Genomic DNA, 20,138 nt, shown 5'->3' with positions numbered 1-20,138 from the left:
CAATTCTTCTTTTGTATCGAGTCGATCAGTTTTCTGGATTGTACCTCTGCGCCAGCGTCACCGCCCGCCCCAGGAAATCCGGCGCGCGTTCGGCATCGAAGCGGGCAGCGAAATGCAGGGGCTCGGGCACCCAGTCGAAATCGAGCCGGACCAGCCTGCCGTCCCCGAGCGCCGGAGCCACCATCACGATCGGCAGGCAGGCGACGCCGTACCCATCGAGCGCCATCTGCAGACAGGCGGCGAGGTTGCTGGAGGGCACCAGCCGGGCGCCGCGGATCTGGGCGGCGGCGACATGGGCGGCGAGCTGGTCATAGGGCAGGGTGCCGCGGGCATGGGTCAGGATCGGATGGGCGGCGAGATCGGGGAGTGTCAGCGGCGCCTGCGCATTCATCGCCAGCTCGGGGCCGACGACCCAGATCAGCGGATAGCGCCCGAGATCGACATGACCGGAACTGGCGCGCGGAAACGGGCCGCTCTGGAAGCACAGGTCGATGACCCGATCGGCCAGCGCCTTGGACAGGTTGGCCGAGAGATCGACGGTCAGCTCGACGACGACGTTGGGCACCTCGGCCTTCAGCGCGCGCAGGAAGTCGGGCAGCCAGGTATGCACGACGAGCTCGGTGACGCCGAGACGCAGTGCGCCCTGCATCAGCCGCAGGTTGCCTAGCGCGCCGCTGAAACCTTCGAGGCTGCGCAGCACCGCGCGGGCATGGGGCAGCAGAGCCAGACCGCCGGGCGTCAGCCGCACCGAACCTGCGTCGCGTTCCATCAGTCGGGCGTCGAGCAGCTCTTCGAGACTGGCGATGCGGGCAGAGATATTGGGCTGAGTGGTGTTGAGCAGAACCGCGGCACGGCGGAAGCTGCCCTGATCGGCAACCTGCACGAAGGCTTCGATCTGCTTGATGGTCGGCTTCACGGCACACCTCGCGGTAAAGTTGCACAGCGCCGCGCCCGGCGCGACGGCACGATTTCTTCGCATCCTGCTTCGTCCTTCGGGACTCCTGATCCCGGCGTCAAGCCTTTGCGGTACCGGCAAAAGACGGTGCCGAGGCGCGGTTGACTTTGCGGGAAGCTGCTACATGTCAAGCGCGATACCGGGCTGGACCTGAGGTGCGCGGCGTTGCTATTGAGGAGAGATAGGGCCAGATGGAGCGTGACGAGATCGAGAAGCTGATTGCCCGGGTCGCGCTCAGCGACCGGGGGGCCTTCGAGGAGCTATACGACCGGGTCAGCGCGAAACTTTTCGGGGTTTGCCTGCGTATCTTGGACAAGCGCGCCGCCGCAGAGGATGCCATGCAGGACACTTTCGTGAAGATCTGGAACAATGCGGGACGCTACCAATCCAATGGTCTGTCGCCGATGACCTGGCTGATCACCATTGCCCGCAATACCGCGATCGACAGGTTGCGGGCACGACGTGCGGGACATCAGGACATCGACACGCCGGGGCTGAAGCTTGCGGCGCCCGGGCCCTCGCCGGAGCAATCGGCAATCGCGGCTTCCGAGGCGGCGCGGCTCGGCGCCTGTCTCGATGCGATGGACAAGGACCGTGGCGCGGCGATCAGGGGCGCCTATCTGCAGGGGCAAAGCTATACCGAACTGGCCGAGCAATTCGACGTCCCGCTCAACACGATGCGGACCTGGCTGCGCCGCGGCCTGATCTCCCTGCGCGATTGCATGAGCCGATGAGCATGCAGGAAGGTCCCGAACGCGACGACGACATGCTGGCCGCCGAGTTGGCGCTGGGCCTGCTCGAAGGGGAGGCCCTGGCAGAGGCCGAGAGCCGGTTGCGCGCGGATCGCGGCTTTGCAGCGGAGGTCGCAGGCTGGCAGGAGCGCCTAGCTTCGCTGGCCGAGGAGATCGACGAGGTCAACCCGGACGCGGCGCAGAAGCGGGCACTGCTGGCACGGTTGTTCCCGGAGCGGAAAGTGTCGCTGTTGCAGCGGCTCTGGTTCTGGAAGGGGCTGAGCCTCGCGGCGCTGGTTCTGGCCGGGCTGCTGGGGCTGGCGCTGTTGCAGCGTCCGGCGCCGCAGGAGGCCGCGCCGCTCTATGCCGCGCAGATGCGGGGCGAGGGCGAGACGCTGGAGTTGCTTGCGGTGCTCGATGACCGGGCGGGAGATATCGCGCTGCGTCGGCTGGCCGGAGCGGCGCCCGAGGGTCGGGTGCTGGAGCTCTGGGCGATTCTGCCGGAACAGGCGCCGATCTCGCTCGGGGTGCTGCCGGAAGACGAATCCATGCGGGTCGTCCTGCCGCAGGAATTGCGCAGCCGGGTCGGCGCGCTGACCCTTGCGGTCACCGACGAACCGCCCGGCGGGGCGCCCGCAGGCGTGCCGAGCGGGCGAATCATGGCCGCGGGTTCCGTCGCGGAACTTTGATGCTACTATCGGTGGAAATCCGCCGATTCATCATTTATAACGAAACCATGTTCTCCGTTGCCACGTGTTTATGGCGGGACCGGAAGAACTGGATCGAGCAGCTTCTGATCCGAGGGTTACCAGTGTGCAGGCGTTTGTTCTGCAGTTTACGAGTGGTCGGGCCGATGGTCACATCGGTCCGATTCCCTCAACCTTTGATCCGAGGAGCCAAGTAATGAACCGTCGAACCTTTCTGATTGCAACGACCGCTACAGGCGCCCTATGGGGGCTCAATGCCAGCGGAGCGCGCGCCGCGCCCTATGTGGCGGGGGACTTCGAAGTGCAGCGTAGCGCGCAGGAATGGCGCGAAATGCTCAGCGATGCCGAATATGCGGTGATGCGCGAGGGCGATACCGAACGGGCCTTTTCCAGCCCGCTCAATGACGAGAAACGCGCCGGGATCTTTCACTGCAAGGGCTGCACCCAGCCGCTCTACAGCTCGGAAGCGAAATACATGAGCGGCACAGGCTGGCCGAGCTTTTATGAATCACTGCCCGAGGCGGTGGAGACGATGCCCGACAACAGCTTTTTCTCGCGCCGCACCGAGGTGCATTGCGACCGCTGCGGCAGCCATCTCGGCCATATCTTCGACGATGGTCCGCCGCCGACCGGCAAGCGCCATTGCCTGAACGGGCTGTCGCTGACCTTCACCGCGGCCTGAGCCGAATCGTTCAGCTGCCGCGCGGCTTGGCACGCAGGGTCGGGTCCGCCGCCGTCGGGTCTTCGGGCCAGGGATGGCGGGGGTAGCGGCCGCGCATGTCCTTGCGCACATCCGCATAGGAGCTGGTCCAGAAGCCCGGCAGGTCGGTGGTGACCTGAACCGGGCGCTGGGCGGGCGAGAGCAGGGTGATCTGCAGCGGCTGACCGACCACTTTGGGATGCGATGTGACGCCGAAGACTTCCTGCAGGCGCAGGGAGATGGCGGGCCGTTCGCCGGAGTAATCGATCGGCACGTCGCGGCCCAGTGGCGTGCGGAAATGCGCAGGCGCGGCGCGGTCGAGCTTCTGTTGCTGATCCCAGTTCAGCCGGGCGCGCAGGGCGGGAAGCAGGTCGAACCCTTTCCAGTCTGCGGCGGTGCGGATGCCGGCAAGATGCGGCAGAAGCCAGTCTCCGAGCGTTGCCATCAGGCGGTCGTCGGAGAAATCGGGGAAATCCTGACCGATCAGCCGGGCGCGTGACAGGAAACGCGCGGCGGCGGGCGAGGGTTTGAGCCCAAGCTGGCGCACCCCGTCGAGCATCGCCAGTGCCACCGCGTCGGGCGGGGCGTCGGGCCAGGTCCGGTCGTCGAGCACCAGCGCGCCGAAACGTTCCTGCTGGCGGGTCAGTACCCGGTTGTCGCGGCGCGACCAGTGGCAGAGATCGTGCCAGGCGATCTGGTCGGGGAAGGTATCGCGCAGTTCGGCTTCGCTGATCAGCGCCGCCTGACGGATGCGTGCTTCGCGCGGGTCACCGTCAAGATCGGTGGCGACGATCAGCCGCGCGCCCGCCATCGGGTCGGCCTCGGGCAGCACCGCGCCCTTGCCGCCCGAGAGCACATAGCGCGGCGCTTCGCCCTTGCGGCGCAGGCCGATCCGGTCGGGATAGGCGAGGGCGGCCAACACGCCGAGACCGTCTGGCCCGTGCCCGCGCGTCCCTTTGGCCAGACGTTTGGCGTCCTGTCGTATCCGCGCCAATGTGCCCTGATGCGGCTCATGGCCGCCGGGCCTGCCCTGTGCGGCGGTCAGTCGCAAAGAGAGATCGACAGGCGCGCCGCGCAGCGGGTCGCGCTCTGACAGGATGGCGGCGAGCATCGGCGCAGAAGGGCCGCCCCGGGCGACCATATGGGCCAGGCGCGGGTGCAGCGGCAGCTTGGCGAGGTGGCGGCCGTGAGTGGTGATCCGGCCCTTGTCATCGAGCGCACCGAGCATCTGCAGCACAGTGCGCGCCTCGGCAAGACGGCCCTCGTGCGGCGGTGTGACGAAGGCCAGATCGGCGGCCTCCGCGCCCCAGAGCGCCAGTTCAAGCGCGAAGCCGGTGAGGTCGGCGGCCTCGATCTCGGCCGGGGGGAAGGCGGCAAGTGCCCCTTCCTCGCCGCGGGTCCAGAGCTTGTAGGCGACGCCCGGCTCGATCCGCCCGGCGCGCCCGGCGCGCTGGACCGCCTCGGCGCGGGTGACGCGTTCGGTCACCAGGCGCGACATGCCCGAGGCCGGGTCGAACCGCGCACGCCGGGCGCGCCCGCCATCCACGACAATGCGGATGCCCTCAATGGTCAGCGAGGTTTCGGCGATCGCGGTGGCCAGCACTACCTTGCGCCCCGAGGCAACCGGCGCGATGGCGGCCCGCTGGGCCTTGAATTCCATCGCGCCGAACAGGGGCGCAAGGGTGCAATCGGCGGGAAGCTGCGGTTTCAGCAGCGCTTCGACGCGGCGGATTTCGCCCTCGCCGGGCAGGAAGACGAGGGCAGAGCCTTCGGCTTCGTTCAACGCCCTGAGGACCGTGTCAGCGAGGGCATTTTCAAAACGCTGCTTGCCGGTGGGACGGTCGAGCCAGACCGGGGTGACCGGATGGGCGCGGCCCTCGGAAGTGACGATCGGCGCCTGCATCAGCTCCGCCACCGGGGCGGCATCGAGTGTGGCGGACATGGCGAGCAGGATCAGGTTATCGCGCAGCGCGCCCGCGACCTCGAGGCAGAGCGCGAGACCGAGATCTGCGTTGAGCGAGCGCTCGTGAAATTCGTCGAAGATCACCGCGCCGACGCCGGGCAGGTCGGGATCGTCCTGCAGCATTCGGGTCAGGATGCCTTCGGTCACCACCTCGACGCGGGTCGCCGCCGAGACCGCCGACGCGCCGCGCACCCGGTAGCCGATGGTCTCGCCCGCGCGTTGCCCGAGCGTCGCCGCCATGCGCTCGGCGGCGGCGCGTGCGGCAAGGCGCCGCGGTTCGAGCATCAGGATGCGCCCCTGGGTCAGCCCCGCGTCAAGCATCGCCAGCGGCACCCGCGTAGTCTTGCCCGCCCCGGGCGGCGCTTGCAGCACGGCGCGTCCGGCGCGGCGCAGGGCGGTGATGAGCTCGGGGAGGACGGCGTCGATGGGCAGGGCGAAGGACATGGCGCTTTATCCGGTAAAGCGGCGGCGGGGGGAAGGGGGATGGACATTTGCGCGGCGCCTCGCAAAAGATGCTGCCATGAAATTTGAAGATCTGAAAAACGGCATCATCGCGGGCGACCGGCGGGCGCTGGCACGGGGTATCACGCTGGTTGAATCCGCACGCGAGGATCATCGCTCGCGGGCGGCGGAATTGCTGGCGGCGCTGCCAAAGGACCGGGCCGCGCTGCGCATCGGCCTGTCGGGCACGCCCGGTGTCGGCAAATCGACCTTCATCGAGAGTTTCGGGCTGATGCTGACAAAACGCGATCTGCGCGTTGCGGTACTTGCGGTCGATCCCTCCTCGGCGCGGTCGGGCGGTTCGATCCTCGGCGACAAGACGCGGATGGACCAGCTCTCGCGCGAGCCGCGGGCCTTTATCCGGCCTTCGCCGAGCCAGAGCCATCTCGGCGGGGTGGCGCGGCGGTCGCGCGAGGCGGTGGCGCTCTGCGAGGCCGCCGGATTCGACGTGGTGCTGATCGAGACCGTGGGCGTCGGGCAATCCGAGACCGTGGTGGCGGAGATGTCGGATCTCTTCCTGCTGCTGCTGGCCCCGGCTGGCGGAGACGAGTTGCAGGGGGTCAAGCGCGGCATCATGGAAATGGCCGATCTCATCGTGATCAACAAGGCCGACGGCGAGCTCAAGGGCGCGGCGCGGCGCACCTGTGCGGATTATGCCGGGGCGCTGCGGCTGCTGCGCAAACGGCCCCAGGATCCCGAGGGCTTTCCGTTGGCGATGACCGTTTCGGCGATCGAGGAACATGGGCTCGACGTCGCCTGGGAGAAGATGCAGGAGCTGATGCAGTGGCGCCGCGCCAAGGGCTTCTGGCAACGCACCCGCGCGGCGCAGGCGCGGTATTGGTTCGAGCAGGATGTGAAGCATCGCCTGCTGGCGCAGATGGAGACGCCGGAGGCACGCGAGGCATTGGAAACGCTCAGCGACCGGGTCGCCGGGGGGGAGATCGACCCGTCCTCGGCGGCGCGTGATTTCGTGGCGCGGCTGCGCGGCTGAACGGCATGTGTCAGGCGCTGCGCTGGCTCTGCGGGATCGGGAAGATCACGTCATAGAGCCAATTGAAGCAGAACGCGTAGATCAGGTAGAACAGCGCGAAGCCGACATCGATCAGGAAGGCCTCGATCAGCGAGATGCCGAGATACCAGGCGATGAAGGGCATCAGCACCAGCAGCAGTCCGGCCTCGAAGGTGACGGCATGCAGGATGCGTATTCCGACGGTTTTGCGCAGGTCACCGCGCAGGCGCAGCATCGCGTGATCGAAGAGGATGTTGTAGAGGTAGTTCCAGAGCGTCGCGATGGTGGCACTGACGATGGTCACCACGCCCATCTCGTGCAGCGGCAGGTGAAACAGCCAGGCACCGAGCGGCGTGACGATGAGCAGTGCGAGGATCTCGAAGCTGAGCGCGTGGCGGATCCGATCTCTGGTTGTGCGCATGTCGGGTCTCCCGATGTCGTTCCGGGCCGTCCCGTGCTGCTTTGCCCATGATGGGGGAGGTCGTCCTCGCTTCTCCAAGAGCTAGGCAAGATTGCCTGTCGCTTCAAGGAAAATTCTAGCCATCGGCCTTCGGATGGGCGCGGTTGTAGACTTCCATCAGCCGGGCCGTGTCCACCGCGGTATAGGCCTGGGTGGTGGAGAGCGAGGCATGGCCGAGCAATTCCTGAATGGCCCGCAGATCGCCGCCCGCGTCGAGCAGATGGGTGGCAAAGCTGTGGCGCATCGCATGCGGCGTGGCGCTGGCGGGCAGGCCGAGCTGCATCCGCGCATCGGCCATGACCTGCGAGATCGCCCGCGGCCCCAGTGCGCCGCCGCGGATGGCGCGGAACAGCGGTGCCTCGGGGCGTTGTGGATGCGGACAGAGGCGCAGGTAGTGGTCGATGGCGGCGGCCGCGGCCGGGAGCACCGGCACCTGCCGTTCCTTGCCACCCTTGCCAAAGATCCGCAGCGTTTGCGCCAGGGGCGCGTCTGTGCCTTTCAGCGCCAGCGCTTCGGAGATCCGCAGCCCGCAGCCCCAGAGCAGGGTCAGCACCGCCACGTCACGCGCCGCGACCCAGGGTCTGCGGGCTTGGGTGCGGACATTGTCGAGCATGTCATGGGCCGCCTCGACGGCGAGCGGGCGTGGCAGCTTGCGGGTGAATTTGGGCGCGCGGGTGGAGAGCACGGCGGTCGGCTCGAAGCCTTCGCGCTCGGCCAGCCAGCGGTAGAACGCTTTGACCGCCGAGAGCTTGCGCGCCATCGAGCGCGGCCCGACGCCGCTGCCGCGGGTCTGGGCCATCCAGGCGCGCATGTCGGAGATGCTGATCCGCGCCAGCGCGCCGAGCCCCTGGCTGTCGCCCTTGTGCAGGGTCATGAAGGCAAGAAAGTCCACCACGTCGCCGCGATAGGCAGTGATGGTGTTCTCCGCGGCGCCATTGAGGGCGCCCTGCTGGGCCAGCCAGACTTGCAGCGCATCCCGCGCCGCGGGGCTGATCAGGGTGTTGCGGGCCCCCGCGTTCACGACAACCAGCGGCGCATCGAGCGCTCGAAGACCCCGGTGAAGAAGGCCAGCAGGTCGCTGCCCTGTTGCGGCGTGAACATATGCGGATCCTCCGCTCCCATGACCAGCAATCCGGGCAGGCGGCCGGGGCCGAAATCGAGTTTCAGGCAGGCTTCCGACCGGATCCAGCCGGCCTTGTCGCCGTATAGCTGCGGCGCGGCGTCCTGCACCCCGCGCAGGGTCACCTGACGCGGGCTGCCGCCGCGACCCTGGCTGAGGTAATCGTCGATGAAGCCGGGTTCGGCGACGCTGAGCACGTCGCCGAGCCGTCGCAGCGCCGGATCCTCGTCGCTCTGCAGCGTTTCGAGCACCAGGCGCACCGCATCGACGCGCAGGATATCTGCCACTTCGGCACCGAGGTTGCGCAGGAAGGGCTCGAATTCCACCGGATCGAGCATGCGCAGGATGGCGCGGTGAATCTGGTTGGTGCCGGCGAGATTTTCATAGGCAGCCGCGATGACGCTGCGATGGGTGTCCTCGAGCCGGTCGAGCCGGGTTTCGAGCCGCTCCATGGCAATGCCGCGCAGATCGACGATATTGCCGCCCATGGCCTTTTCATTGGCGGCGATCAGCGCCTGCATCAGGTCGGTATCGTCAAGGATCACGTCGGGCCGGGAGATGATCGCCTCGCGCAGGGAATCGTCGATCTTGGGGCTGCTGCTGCTCATGTGGGTCTCTTGTAGTTTTGTCCCGGTATAACACGGTGAATCGTGAATATCTGCATTTTTTCTGCAGCTTGGGTCGTTATGTCTTCGATCGTATTGCGCTGCGCGCCGGAAAGCTCCGCCGGTTCCGGATTGGCGGGATCATCGCCGGCGAATCCTGTGCCGGGATCGGGTAATGAGTATTTCCGGCATAAAGAAGGCGGGGGCGGGCAATATCTTTGCCGTTGGAAAAAAGGCGCCCCGGGGAGGGAGCGCCTTGCAGCCAGTCGGGCGGGTCGGTTCAGAGGATCTTCTGACCGGTCTTCTCCCAGTCCTTGGTGAATTGCTCCAGCCCCTTGTCGGTCAGCGGGTGGGCCGCGAGTTTCTTGATCACCTCAGGCGGTGCGGTCATCACGTCCGCGCCGATGCGGGCGGCGTCGAGCACGTGGTTCACCGAGCGGATCGAGGCGGCGAGGATCTCGGTATCGAAGGCGTAATTGTCATAGATCGTGCGGATGTCCTGAATGAGGTCCATGCCGTCGAGGTTGATGTCATCGAGCCGTCCGATGAAGGGCGAGATGAAGGTTGCCCCGGCCTTGGCGGCGAGCAGCGCCTGGTTGGCGGAGAAACACAGGGTGACGTTGATCATGTGACCTTCGCCGGAGAGCACCTTGCAGGCCTTGAGGCCGTCCCAAGTCAGGGGCAGCTTGATGGCGATATTCTCGGCGATTTCGGCCAGCTTGCGGCCTTCGGCGATCATCGCGTCGGAATCGAGGGCCACGACTTCGGCGCTGACCGGGCCGTCGACCAGATCGCAGATCTCCCTGGTCACTTCGATGATGTCGCGGCCCGATTTCAGGATCAGCGAGGGGTTGGTGGTGACGCCATCGACCATGCCGAGGTCGTTGAGTTCGGCAATGGCATCGATTTCGGCGGAGTCTACGAAGAATTTCATCTGGCTTTCCTTCCGGGTTGGAATGAGGGCGCGAAGCTCATATCGGTTGCCTTGGCTTTAGCGCATGATCTGCGATGCTGAAACCCTCAAATCCGTGATTGCCCTTGGAGTGCCCGTTGAATTTCCCCCCTCATTTCGATCACGGTGAGCTCGTCGCGGTATTGACCACCCAGCCGCTCGGCAGGGCGCTGGATTACAAGGCACCGGAGGGGGGCTGTCATCTCGGGGCCTTCGTCGAGGTGCCGCTCGGGCCGCGCAAGGTGATCGGCGTGGTCTGGGGGGCGGGGCAGGGCGATTACGATTATGCCAAGGTGCGCCCGGTGATCCGGGTGCTCGATGTGGCGCCGATGCGCGAGGAGATGCGCATGTTCCTGACCCGCGCCGCCGCCTATACGCTGACGCCGATGCCCGCGATGCTGCGGCTGGGCACCCGCGCGCCGGGGCTCGGCGATCCGCCGTCGATGCGCAAGGTCTACCGGCGCGGGGCGCAGGAGCCCGAGCGGATGACCGATGCGCGGCGTCGGGTGCTGGAGGTGCTGGCGGAATATGGCGATCTTGCTTTTACGCTGAAGGAGTTGGCCGATCAGGCCGGGGTGACTGCATCGGTGGTCAAGGGGCTGGTCGATCAGGGCGCGGTGCATGAGGAGGACAGCCCGCGCGACCTGCCGTTCGCGCGGCTCGATCCCGACCTGCCGGGCAAGGCGCTGAGCGCGGATCAGGCGGTTGCGGCGGAGGTGCTGGCCGAGGCGGTGCGCTCGGAGCGATATGGCACCACGCTGCTGCGCGGGGTGACCGGGTCGGGCAAGACCGAGGTCTATCTGGAAGCGGTGGCGGCGGCGCTCAGGGCCGGGCGGCAGGCCCTGGTGTTGCTGCCCGAGATCGCGCTGACCGAGCAGTTCCTGACCCGGGTGCAGGCGCGTTTCGGCGCCAAGCCCGCCGAGTGGCATTCTGGCGCGACGATGACCGAACGGCGGCGGATCTGGCGGATGGTCGGGGAGGGGCAGGCGCAGCTGGTGATCGGTGCGCGTTCGGCGCTGTTCCTGCCGTTTCAGAACCTCGGGCTGATCGTTGTCGATGAGGAACACGACACCTCCTACAAGCAGGAGGACGGAGTGCTTTATAATGCCCGCGACATGGCGGTGCTGCGGGCTTCGATCTGCGGCGCGCAGGTGGTGCTGGCCAGTGCCACGCCGTCGTTGGAAACCTGGGCCAATGCAGAGGCGGGCAAGTATCGGCGGCTGGAGCTGACCTCGCGCTATGGGGCGGCGGTGTTGCCGGAGATGCGCGCCGTGGACATGCGGGAGGCCGGATTGCCGGGGGATCGCTGGGTCTCGCCGGTGCTCAAGCAGGAGGTGGATGCGCGGCTTGAGCGCGGTGAGCAGGCAATGCTGTTCATCAACCGGCGCGGCTATGCGCCGGTGACGTTGTGCCGGGCCTGTGGGCAGCAGATCGGTTGTGATCACTGCGATGCGCGGATGGTCGAGCATCGGTTCCTGAAGCGGCTGATCTGCCACCAATGCGGGGAAAGCAGGCCGATGCCGGAGGCCTGTCCGTCCTGCGAGGTCGAGGGCAAGCTTGCCCCGGTCGGGCCGGGCGTTGAGCGGCTCGGCGAGGAGGCGGCGGCGCTCTGGCCGCAGGCGCGGATCGCGACGCTGAGTTCGGACATGTATGGTTCGGCACGGGCGCTGAAAGCGGAGATTGCCGGGATTGCCGAGGGCGCGGCGGATATTGTCATCGGCACGCAGCTGGTGGCCAAGGGGCACAACTTTCCCAAGCTGACGCTGGTCGGAATCATCGATGCCGATCTCGGGTTGATGGGGTCTGATCTGCGCGCGGCGGAGCGCAGTTTCCAGTTGATCCGGCAGGTCGCGGGGCGGGCCGGGCGGGCGGAGGCGCCCGGCATGGCGCTGTTGCAGACCTATCAGCCCGAACATCCGGTGATCCGGGCGATCCTTGCGGGCGATGAGGAGGAATTCTGGGCCGCCGAGGCCGGAGAGCGGCGCCAGGCCGGGGTGCCGCCCTATGGGCGCATGGCCGGGATCATCCTGAGCGGACCGGATCTGGCGCAGACCTTTGATGCCGGTAACCTGCTGGCGCGTCAGGACGGGGCGTTGCGCAAGATCGGTGCGCAGGTGTTCGGACCCGCCCCGGCGCCGATCGCACGGGTGCGCGGGCGGCATCGGGTGCGGCTGCTGGTCAAGGCGGAGAAAACCGCACCGCTGCAGGAGGCGCTGGCGCAATGGGTCGCGCAGCTGCGGCTGAAGGGGGATTTGCGGCTCGCGGTGGATATCGATCCGCAAAGTTTCTATTGAGCGTTCCGGCGGGGGTTTCACACCCCCGGACCCCCCGTGGAGTATTTGCCGCATAAAGAGGCGGTTTCGGTCAGCGGCGCAGAGGGCGCTGTGCGGATTTTCAGGCTCGTTTTATGCGGGCATTGCGCGTAGTGGATTTGCCATGAGACAATTCATCACCCTTGAGGCGGCCAAGGCGCTGCCGTTCTGGCGGCGGCCCGTGGCCTTGTTGTTCCTGATGGCCCTCGCGATGCCGGTGGCCTTCAACACCTGGTCGGCGCTGCTGAATAATTTCGTCATCGAGGCAGCGCAGTTCGACGGGTCGGACATCGGGTTGCTGCATACGGTGCGCGAGATTCCGGGATTCCTGGCGGTCGGGGTGATCGCGATCATCATTTTCGTCCGCGAGCAGGTGCTCGGGCTGGTGTCGCTGGTGCTGCTCGGGGCGGCCACGGCGGTGACTGCCTGGTTTCCGTCGATGAGCGGTATCCTGACCATCACCATGCTGAGCTCGATCGGGTTTCATTATTACGAGACGGTGAACCAGTCGCTGCAGCTGCAATGGCTGAAGATTGAGGATGCACCACGGATGATCGGCTGGTTGATGGCGGCCGGATCGGCCGCGACCTTGCTGGCCTATGTCGCGATCATGACGCTCTGGGATACGCTGGGTCTGAGTTACAATATTGTCTATCTGACCGGCGGCGGGATCACCGTGGCGGTCGCGCTTTTCGCGATGCTGGCCTATCCGCAATTCGAGGCGCCGCATCCGCAGGTCAAGAAGATGGTGCTGCGGCGGCGCTACTGGCTGTATTATGCGCTTCAGTTCATGTCCGGGGCACGGCGGCAGATCTTCGTCGTCTTTGCCGGGTTCATGATGGTCGAGCGGTTTGGCTTCGACGTGCATCAAATCACCCTGCTGTTCCTGATCAATCTGGTGGCCAACATGATCTTCGCGCCGCTGATGGGGCGGGCCGTCGGGTATTTCGGCGAGCGTCGGGCGCTGGGCGTTGAATATGTCGGGCTGATCCTGGTGTTCCTGAGCTATGGCGGGGTCTATTACCTCGGCTGGGGCGTGGTTGTGGCGGCGGTGCTCTATGTGCTCGATCACATGTTCTTCGCGCTGGCGCTGGCGCTGAAGACCTATTTCCAGAAGATCGCCGATCCCGGTGATATCGCGCCGACAGCGGCGGTGGCCTTTACGATCAATCATATCGCGGCGGTGTTCCTGCCGGTGTTGCTCGGGCTGCTGTGGCTGGTTTCTCCGGCGGCTGTGTTCTTCCTCGCGGCGGGGATGGCGGCGGTGTCGCTGGCGCTGGCGATGCTGATTCCGCGCCATCCGATGCCGGGCAACGAGACGATCTTCACCCGGCGACTGGCGGCGGTGGCCGAATAGCGCGGCGGCGTCGGGCGCGCGGGTCTTGACCGCAGTGGGATGCGCGCCTAGGCGAGGGCGGACAGCAGCCCGGAGATGAGCCATGCCCACATTTACTGCCCTGACCACCCTGAGCGGGCGCGATGCTGCCTATGCGCTGGGCGATGCGCTGGAGCGGTTGACGCCCGAGCCGACCGGTATCGGCGTTTTCGAGCTCGAGGACGGCTCCGGTCTCTGGGAAGTCGGTGGCTATTTCGAGGCGACGCCGGATGCGACCGCGCTGGCGCTGCTGGCGGCGGCGAGCGGCGCGGCGGATTTCGTGGTCTCGGAACTGCCGGAGACGGATTGGGTCGCCCATGTGCGCCGCGAATTGGCGCCGGTCGAGGCGGGGCGTTTTTTCGTCTATGGCAGCCATGATGCCGACAGGGTGCCCGAAGATGCGGTGCCGCTGCTGATCGAGGCGGCGATGGCTTTCGGCACCGGGCATCACGGCACGACGCTTGGATGTCTGCGCGCGCTGGACCGGCTGGCCAATGACGGGTTCGTCGGGCGCGATGTCGTGGATATCGGCTGCGGCACGGCGGTGCTGGCCATGGCGGCGGCGCGGATCTGGGATGATCCGGTGCTGGCCAGCGATATCGACACAGTCGCGGTCGAGGTGGCGCAGGCCAATGTGCTGGCCAACGGGCTTGAAGGCCGGGTCCATTGCGTTGAAGCGGCCGGGTTCGATCATCCGGATCTGGCCAAGGCTGCGCCGTTCGATCTGATCTTTGCCAATATCCTCAAGGGGCCGCTGGTGGCGCTGGCGCCCGACATGGCCGAGGCGCTGGCCCCGGGGGGCTATGCGATTCTTTCGGGTATCCTCAACGAGCAGGCGGACGAGGTGATCGCCGTTTATGCAGGCAATGGCATCAATCTCGAGCGGCGCGAGGAGATTGTTGACTGGACCACACTGACACTGCGAAAAATGCCATGATTTCGGCGTGATTTCGGTGCGATTATAGGCATTTGGCTGGCTTTCGCCTTATTTTGGCGGTAATTTGACGGAGCAAGCGGTGGGGGTCGGTTTGTTTTCGGAGGTTGCCGTGGTCGAGACCCATGCAGATTTCCTCAGACGCCTGAAGCTACTCGGGCGCAAACATGCGCGGATGACGCATGGCTATAGCGCAAGGGTGCGGCAGGACGGGTTGATCGTTCTGCAGCCGCGCAGGCTGCGGCGCGGATTCCCGCTGCGTGGAACGATGCTGCTGCTTGCGGGGTTCTTCTGCTTCAAGGCTTTCATGCTGGCCGCGATCGGTCCGGTGACCTATGGCGAACGCTTGGCAAAACTGTCGAACGGGACGGTTGTCGAACAGGCGGGGGCCTGGTTGCTCGCTATGGATCCGCTGACCGATGCGCTTGCCGGAGCGATGGGGCCGGTCCTGCGGTAAAACAGGCGAAGGGCGCCTCGCGCCGGATGCGGGCCGAAAAAAAACCGCGCAGCTGGTTGTCAGCTACGCGGCTTTTCGCGTTGTTGCAGGGTCCGGCACGGTGCCGCGAGCCGCGTGTCAGCGGATCAGGTGACCCTGTGCGACAAGGTCGATGTCGCCCCGGACCAGACCGATGTCTTCGAGTTCACGATCGCTCAGTGCGGAGAGCACCTTGCGGGTCACGCGGGCGTCGTTCCAGGCGATCAGCGTCGCGCTGATGTCGCTGATGAATGCGAAAAAGCGATTGACGGCCGAAGCAGTGCCGTAGGTGGTGCGGGAAGTGTCGAAAACTGCCATTTTAGCCGTCCTTCTGGAAAAGAGGTTATGCCGGTTCCCCCGGCGGTGTGAGCGGCAGATAGGCTGAAAGAATGACCGGCACAATCAACAGGAACGCATGTGTGATCTGCGTTTTCTGCATAGCAGAATTTGCCGGTAACTTCCCGATAATAAACGCGAAAATCCGCCTCTGAAAAGGTCGTTTTCAGACCCCGGAGAGGCGGATTCGGACCGCGTGGCGTGAAAGCGACATGGCCGCTGTCGCTTTTGTCTCGGCGGGTAAATGCCTTGGCGGATGTTCGCGTTTCGTGCTAGGCCGGAAAAAAGGCGAAAACGGGAATGAGGCGGCGGATGATACGGGTAATCGGCATTGATCCGGGGCTGCGCAACCTCGGCTGGGGCGTGGTGGACGTGGCCGGAGCCCGAATCAGCCATGTGGCGAATGGCATCTGTCATTCGGAAGGGACGGAACTGGCGATGCGGCTTTTGTCGCTTCATGGTCAGCTGACACGGGTGATCGCGACCTACCGACCGCAGGCGGCGGCTGTGGAGCAGACTTTCGTCAACAAGGATGGCGCGGGCACGCTCAAGCTCGGTCAGGCGCGCGGCATTGCGATGCTGGTGCCGGCCCAGGCCGGCCTGGCGGTCGGGGAATATGCGCCCAATACGGTGAAGAAGACCGTTGTCGGCGTGGGCCATGCGGACAAGGGACAGGTGGCGCATATGGTGCGGATGCAATTGCCGGGGGTCGAGATCGCCGGGCCGGATGCGGCGGATGCGCTGGCGATCGCGATCTGCCATGCCCATCACGGCGGTGCCAGCGCGCTGGCCGCGGCGGTGGCGAGGGCACAGGCATGATCGGCAAGATCTCCGGTCGGATCGACTATCGCGCGCCGGATCACGTGCTGATCGACGTGCGCGGCGTCGGCTATCTCGTCTATTGTTCGGAGCGTACGCTGATGGCCCTGCCCGGTGTGGGCGAGGTCGTGGCGCTCTATACGGATCTGGTTGTGCGCGAGGATCTGCTGCAGCTCTTCGGATTCCAGAGCCTGGCGGAGAAGGAATGGCACCGGCTGCTGACCTCCGTGCAGGGGGTCGGCGCGAAGGCTTCGCTGGCGATCCTCGGGACGCTGGGCCCGGACGGGGTCAGCCGGGCAATCGCGCTGGGTGACTGGAATGCGGTGAAGGCGGCCAAGGGGGTCGGCCCGAAGATCGCGCAGCGGCTGGTGCTGGACCTCAAGGACAAGGCGCCCGGCGTGATGGCGATGGGCGACAGTCTGGCCGCGGCACAGGGCGAGGTGCCGACAGCCGAGGTGATCGAGAGCGCCCCGACGGGGATCCCACGGGCCGCGCCGGTCAGTGCATCGGCACAGGCGGAAGCATTGTCGGCGCTGGCCAATCTGGGCTACGGGCCGGGCGATGCGGCCGGGGCAGTGGCGCAGGCGGCGGGGGAGATGCCGCAGGCCGAGACGCCGCAGCTCATTCGCGCGGCGTTGAAACTTCTGGCCCCCAAGGGGTAGGGTGCGCGCAACGGGCCGTTCGCGGCTCCAAGCGCCTCTGGATAGATCATGACCGACAGCGACCCGACATTGCGTCCCGACCCTCTGCCGGAGGATTTCGACCGCGCCCTGCGTCCGCAGATGCTCGACGAGTTCGTCGGTCAGGCCGAGGCGCGTTCCAATCTCAAGGTGTTCATCCAGTCGGCGCGCCAGCGCGGCGAGGCGATGGACCATACGTTGTTTCACGGCCCGCCCGGGCTTGGCAAGACGACGCTGGCGCAGATCATGGCGCGCGAGCTCGGCGTCGGTTTCCGGATGACCTCGGGGCCGGTGCTGGCCAAGGCGGGGGACCTCGCGGCGATCCTGACCAATCTCGAATCCCGCGATGTGCTATTCATCGACGAGATCCACCGGCTCAACCCGGCGGTCGAGGAGGTGCTCTATCCCGCGCTGGAGGATTTCGAGCTTGATCTGGTGATCGGCGAGGGACCGGCGGCGCGCACGGTGCGCATCGAGTTGCAGCCCTTTACCCTGGTCGGGGCCACGACGCGGATGGGGCTGCTGACGACGCCGCTGCGCGACCGGTTCGGCATCCCGACGCGGCTGCAATTCTATACCGAGGATGAGCTCTATGTCATCATTTCCACCAATGCCCGCAAGCTCGGCGCCCCGGCCGACGAGGGCGGCGCGCGGGAGATTGCCCGGCGTGCACGCGGCACGCCGCGGATTGCCGGGCGGTTGCTGCGCCGGGTGGTGGATTTCGCCGTGGTCGAGGGCGACGGGCGGGTGACGCAGGATCTGGCCGACATGGCGCTGACCCGGCTCGGGGTCGATCATCTCGGGCTCGATGGTGCGGATCGTCGCTATCTGCGGCTCATTGCCGAGAATTACCACGGCGGCCCGGTCGGGATCGAGACGATGTCGGCGGCGCTGAGCGAGAGCCGCGACGCGCTGGAAGAGGTGATCGAACCGTTCCTGCTGCAGCAGGGGCTGATCCAGCGCACTCCGCGCGGCAGGATGCTGGCGCCCAAGGCCTGGATGCATCTGGGACTAGCGCCGCCGCGCCAGCAGAGCGACCTTTTCGGCTGAACGCGGCCGGTCGCGTGACAAGATTGGAAAGACCATGCAAGCAGACGAGATCGAGAGATTGTTCACCCGCCAGGACGGCGGCTATCACTTCGCCCGCTGGGGGCGGCCCATCGCCCCGGTGGTGTTCGGCGTCGAGGATGCGACGCTGTCGGTGGTCAAGGGCGCGCTCGAAGCGACCTGCAGTCTGGCGGGGCACGAGATAGCCGAAACCGATCCCGAGCTTGGCAGCAACCTGATGCTGTTCTTCTTCCGCAACTGGACGGAATTGCTCGACGTGCCGGGTATGGACCATCTGGTGCCCGAGCTTGCCGGCCTTGTGACCCGCCTGCAGGGGCAGGGGGCCAATCAATACCGGCTGTTCCGCTTTGACGAGACCGGCGCGATCAAGGCCTGTTTCGTGTTCCTGCGCATGGATGAGGGGCTCAGCGAGATGCCCGCCCAGACGCTGGCCCTGTCGCAGATCGTGCAGGCGATGCTGCTCTGGTCGGAACAGGCGTTCCAAAGCACCTCGCCCCTGGCGGTGGCCGGAGAACAGATCATCCTGCGCCCGGAAATCGCGGCGCTGATCCGCGCGGCCTATGACCCGGTGATGCCCGCCATGGCCCAGGATGCCGCCCACGCGCTGCGGCTCGCGGCGCGGGTTGGCCAGCATCTCGGCGGCGATGCCCCGTGAGCGGTCACAGTTTTGCGGTCCGGGTCCATTACGAGGATACCGACATGGCCGGGATCGTCTATTACGCCAATTACCTGCGCTACATCGAGCGGGCGCGCAGCGATTGGGTGCGTGGCCTCGGGATCGACCAGCTGGCGCTGAAGGATGCGGGTATCGTCTTCGCGGTGCGCCGGGTCGAGGCGGATTATCTTGCACCGGCGCATTTCGAGGATGAGCTGCAGGTGCAAAGCGCGGTGGAAAGCGTCGCCCCGGCGCGGCTCGTGATGCGTCAGGACGTGCAGCGCGGCGAGGAGCGTATCTTCTCGGCATTGGTTACGCTGGTGGCGATCGGGCCGGGGGGCAGACCGGTGCGGCTTCCAGCGAAACTTCGCTCACTGCAGGGCGTGATCGGCGGATAGATACCATAAATCTGGCATTCCCCATTGCCTTTGGCTAGTTTCATGGCAAGTGGAGCCTTGGCAAACAAGGCCGCCAAGGCAGACCGCCCGTTGAGGGCAGCAGAGCGAAGAGCAGGATAGATGGAAGCAGAGACGCTGGCACTGGCGCAGGGGATTGATTTCTCCATGTGGGGGTTGTTCGCACGGGCGACCCTGACCGTGAAATTGGTAATGCTGTTGCTGATCGGGGCCTCGTTCTGGTCCTGGTCGATCATCGTCCAGAAAGCCCTCCAGTATCGCCGCGCCCGCGCCCAGGCGGTGCAGTTCGACCAGGCCTTCTGGTCCGGTGAGCCGCTTGACGGGCTCTATGAAAGCATCGGCAGCGAACCGCATGGGTCGGCAGAGAAGATCTTTGCCGCCGGGATGACCGAGTGGCGGCGCTCGCATCGCGACGACGGCGGGCTGATTCCCGGCGCCACGGCGCGGATCGACCGGTCAATGGACGTGGCCATTTCGAAGGAGGCGGAGCGCCTGCAGAAGGGTGTGCCGGTACTGGCGACGATCGGCTCGACCGCGCCTTTCGTCGGGCTCTTCGGCACCGTCTTCGGGATCATGAACGCCTTCATCGAGATCGCGGCCCAGCAGAACACCAACCTTGCCGTCGTGGCACCCGGCATCGCCGAGGCGCTTCTGGCGACTGGCATGGGGCTGTTCGCGGCGATCCCGGCGGTGATTTTCTACAACAAGTACAGCGCTGACAGCGACCGGATTCTCGGCAATTACGAAGCCTTTGCCGATGAATTCGCCACCATCCTCAGCCGCCAGCTGGACAGTTGAGCCATGGGTGCCGGTGTCATCAAGAAAACGAGCGGCGGCAGCGGGCGTCGGCGGCGGCGCGGCGGCGCGGCGCAGATGTCGGAGATCAACGTCACGCCCTTCGTTGACGTGATGCTCGTGCTGCTGATCATCTTCATGGTCGCGGCCCCGCTGCTGACCGTCGGGGTGCCGGTGGAACTGCCCAAGAGCGCCGCCAACGCGCTGCCTTCCGAGCCCGAGGAGCCGCTCACCGTGACCGTGACCGCCGAGGGCGCCGTGCAGATCCAGACCACCGACACCGCGCGCGATCAACTGATCCCGAAGCTGCGCGCCATCGCGGCCGAGCGCGCGAGCGACCGGGTCTATCTGCGCGCCGACGGCAGCGTGCCCTACAAGGCGGTGATGGAGATCATGGGCGCGCTCAACAAGGGCGGCTTCTCCAATATCGGGCTGGTGACGGATATCGGCGGCCCGACGCTCGACGGCGCGCCTGCTTCGGGTGGCTGAGCGGTGCATACCGGGCATTATATTTCAGGTGCGGGCCATCTGGGGCTGATCGGCTGGCTGCTGCTAGGCGGACTCCTTACA

At 66.2% G+C, this 20,138-nt stretch carries 22 protein-coding genes; 15 read left to right on the top strand and 7 right to left on the bottom strand.

What is annotated here, in order from left to right; genetic code table 11:
• Window positions 1-25 precede the first annotated feature (25 nt).
• Window positions 26-979 carry a LysR family transcriptional regulator gene (locus ACFSUD_RS00210; protein ID WP_386370181.1) on the bottom strand — a complete coding sequence of 318 codons (954 nt, stop codon included), beginning with the start codon at window positions 977-979 and terminating at the stop codon, window positions 26-28.
• Window positions 980-1,146: 167 nt separating this feature from the next.
• On the opposite strand from ACFSUD_RS00210, the gene ACFSUD_RS00205 reads away from it, so the two are divergent.
• The 3 genes from ACFSUD_RS00205 (at window position 1,147) to msrB (ending at window position 3,075) form a co-directional block, all read left to right on the top strand.
• On the top strand, window positions 1,147-1,689 hold the full coding sequence (locus tag ACFSUD_RS00205) for a sigma-70 family RNA polymerase sigma factor (protein WP_386370178.1): 543 nt from the start codon (window positions 1,147-1,149) through the stop codon (window positions 1,687-1,689).
• Window positions 1,686-2,375 (top strand): anti-sigma factor, encoded by a 690-nt coding sequence (locus ACFSUD_RS00200; protein WP_386370175.1) that lies wholly within the window; start codon window positions 1,686-1,688, stop codon window positions 2,373-2,375. Before ACFSUD_RS00205 ends, ACFSUD_RS00200 begins: the two co-directional genes overlap by 4 nt.
• A 214-nt stretch (window positions 2,376-2,589) precedes the next feature.
• A complete protein-coding gene (msrB, locus tag ACFSUD_RS00195) occupies window positions 2,590-3,075 on the top strand; it encodes a peptide-methionine (R)-S-oxide reductase MsrB (RefSeq protein WP_386370172.1) in 486 nt (161 codons plus the stop codon).
• A 10-nt stretch (window positions 3,076-3,085) separates the two neighbouring features.
• On the opposite strand, the gene hrpB is transcribed toward msrB, so the two are convergent.
• Complete coding sequence (hrpB, locus tag ACFSUD_RS00190) at window positions 3,086-5,500, bottom strand: ATP-dependent helicase HrpB (RefSeq protein WP_386370170.1); 2,415 nt, start codon at window positions 5,498-5,500, stop codon at window positions 3,086-3,088.
• A 76-nt stretch (window positions 5,501-5,576) separates the two neighbouring features.
• Here hrpB and meaB point away from each other — a divergent pair, with 76 nt between their 5' ends.
• A complete protein-coding gene (meaB, locus tag ACFSUD_RS00185) occupies window positions 5,577-6,548 on the top strand; it encodes a methylmalonyl Co-A mutase-associated GTPase MeaB (protein ID WP_386370167.1) in 972 nt (323 codons plus the stop codon).
• Between the two features lie 10 nt (window positions 6,549-6,558).
• Here the strand turns inward: meaB and ACFSUD_RS00180 are convergent, their stop codons facing one another.
• From ACFSUD_RS00180 to fsa, 4 genes are all read right to left on the bottom strand, one after another.
• Complete coding sequence (locus tag ACFSUD_RS00180) at window positions 6,559-6,987, bottom strand: PACE efflux transporter (RefSeq protein WP_386370164.1); 429 nt, start codon at window positions 6,985-6,987, stop codon at window positions 6,559-6,561.
• A 115-nt stretch (window positions 6,988-7,102) separates the two neighbouring features.
• The gene (locus ACFSUD_RS00175; RefSeq protein WP_386370162.1) at window positions 7,103-8,047 is read right to left on the bottom strand and encodes a tyrosine recombinase XerC; all 945 of its coding nucleotides are present in this window, start codon (window positions 8,045-8,047) and stop codon (window positions 7,103-7,105) included.
• Window positions 8,044-8,754, bottom strand: a complete 711-nt coding sequence (locus tag ACFSUD_RS00170; RefSeq protein ID WP_386370159.1) for a DUF484 family protein — start codon at window positions 8,752-8,754, stop codon at window positions 8,044-8,046. The genes ACFSUD_RS00175 and ACFSUD_RS00170 overlap by 4 nt, the downstream gene beginning before the upstream one ends.
• A gap of 277 nt (window positions 8,755-9,031) precedes the next feature.
• A complete protein-coding gene (fsa, locus tag ACFSUD_RS00165; RefSeq protein WP_386370157.1) occupies window positions 9,032-9,685 on the bottom strand; it encodes a fructose-6-phosphate aldolase in 654 nt (217 codons plus the stop codon).
• Between the two features lie 116 nt (window positions 9,686-9,801).
• Between fsa and ACFSUD_RS00160 the strand changes: the two genes are divergently transcribed.
• From ACFSUD_RS00160 to ACFSUD_RS00145, 4 genes are all read left to right on the top strand, one after another.
• The gene (locus ACFSUD_RS00160) at window positions 9,802-11,997 is read left to right on the top strand and encodes a primosomal protein N' (protein WP_386370154.1); all 2,196 of its coding nucleotides are present in this window, start codon (window positions 9,802-9,804) and stop codon (window positions 11,995-11,997) included.
• Between the two features lie 142 nt (window positions 11,998-12,139).
• The gene (locus tag ACFSUD_RS00155) at window positions 12,140-13,372 is read left to right on the top strand and encodes an MFS transporter (protein ID WP_386370151.1); all 1,233 of its coding nucleotides are present in this window, start codon (window positions 12,140-12,142) and stop codon (window positions 13,370-13,372) included.
• 82 nt (window positions 13,373-13,454) lie between these two features.
• Window positions 13,455-14,327: a 50S ribosomal protein L11 methyltransferase gene (locus tag ACFSUD_RS00150; RefSeq protein WP_386370148.1), complete on the top strand. Its 873-nt coding sequence runs from the start codon at window positions 13,455-13,457 to the stop codon at window positions 14,325-14,327.
• Between the two features lie 79 nt (window positions 14,328-14,406).
• Complete coding sequence (locus ACFSUD_RS00145) at window positions 14,407-14,781, top strand: hypothetical protein (RefSeq protein ID WP_386370145.1); 375 nt, start codon at window positions 14,407-14,409, stop codon at window positions 14,779-14,781.
• Between the two features lie 117 nt (window positions 14,782-14,898).
• Here the strand turns inward: ACFSUD_RS00145 and ACFSUD_RS00140 are convergent, their stop codons facing one another.
• The gene (locus ACFSUD_RS00140; RefSeq protein ID WP_386370143.1) at window positions 14,899-15,117 is read right to left on the bottom strand and encodes a DUF1127 domain-containing protein; all 219 of its coding nucleotides are present in this window, start codon (window positions 15,115-15,117) and stop codon (window positions 14,899-14,901) included.
• A gap of 333 nt (window positions 15,118-15,450) precedes the next feature.
• Here ACFSUD_RS00140 and ruvC point away from each other — a divergent pair, with 333 nt between their 5' ends.
• The 7 genes from ruvC (at window position 15,451) to tolR (ending at window position 20,057) form a co-directional block, all read left to right on the top strand.
• Window positions 15,451-15,954 (top strand): crossover junction endodeoxyribonuclease RuvC, encoded by a 504-nt coding sequence (gene ruvC / locus ACFSUD_RS00135; RefSeq protein WP_386371075.1) that lies wholly within the window; start codon window positions 15,451-15,453, stop codon window positions 15,952-15,954.
• Complete coding sequence (ruvA, locus tag ACFSUD_RS00130; RefSeq protein WP_386370141.1) at window positions 15,951-16,616, top strand: Holliday junction branch migration protein RuvA; 666 nt, start codon at window positions 15,951-15,953, stop codon at window positions 16,614-16,616. The genes ruvC and ruvA overlap by 4 nt, the downstream gene beginning before the upstream one ends.
• Before the next feature lie 48 nt (window positions 16,617-16,664).
• Window positions 16,665-17,684: a Holliday junction branch migration DNA helicase RuvB gene (ruvB, locus tag ACFSUD_RS00125; protein WP_386370138.1), complete on the top strand. Its 1,020-nt coding sequence runs from the start codon at window positions 16,665-16,667 to the stop codon at window positions 17,682-17,684.
• A gap of 34 nt (window positions 17,685-17,718) precedes the next feature.
• On the top strand, window positions 17,719-18,357 hold the full coding sequence (locus tag ACFSUD_RS00120) for a hypothetical protein (protein ID WP_386370135.1): 639 nt from the start codon (window positions 17,719-17,721) through the stop codon (window positions 18,355-18,357).
• On the top strand, window positions 18,354-18,755 hold the full coding sequence (gene ybgC / locus ACFSUD_RS00115; RefSeq protein ID WP_386370132.1) for a tol-pal system-associated acyl-CoA thioesterase: 402 nt from the start codon (window positions 18,354-18,356) through the stop codon (window positions 18,753-18,755). The genes ACFSUD_RS00120 and ybgC overlap by 4 nt, the downstream gene beginning before the upstream one ends.
• A 120-nt stretch (window positions 18,756-18,875) precedes the next feature.
• On the top strand, window positions 18,876-19,571 hold the full coding sequence (gene tolQ / locus ACFSUD_RS00110; protein ID WP_386370129.1) for a protein TolQ: 696 nt from the start codon (window positions 18,876-18,878) through the stop codon (window positions 19,569-19,571).
• 3 nt (window positions 19,572-19,574) lie between these two features.
• Window positions 19,575-20,057, top strand: coding sequence for a protein TolR (tolR, locus tag ACFSUD_RS00105; protein ID WP_386370127.1), 483 nt, complete (start codon window positions 19,575-19,577; stop codon window positions 20,055-20,057).
• Window positions 20,058-20,138: the final 81 nt, after the last annotated feature.

The organism is Sulfitobacter aestuarii, from assembly GCF_042685005.1.
GTDB classification, from domain to species: Bacteria; Pseudomonadota; Alphaproteobacteria; order Rhodobacterales; family Rhodobacteraceae; genus Sulfitobacter; species Sulfitobacter aestuarii.
This window is presented reverse-complemented; position numbering and strand designations above follow the sequence as displayed.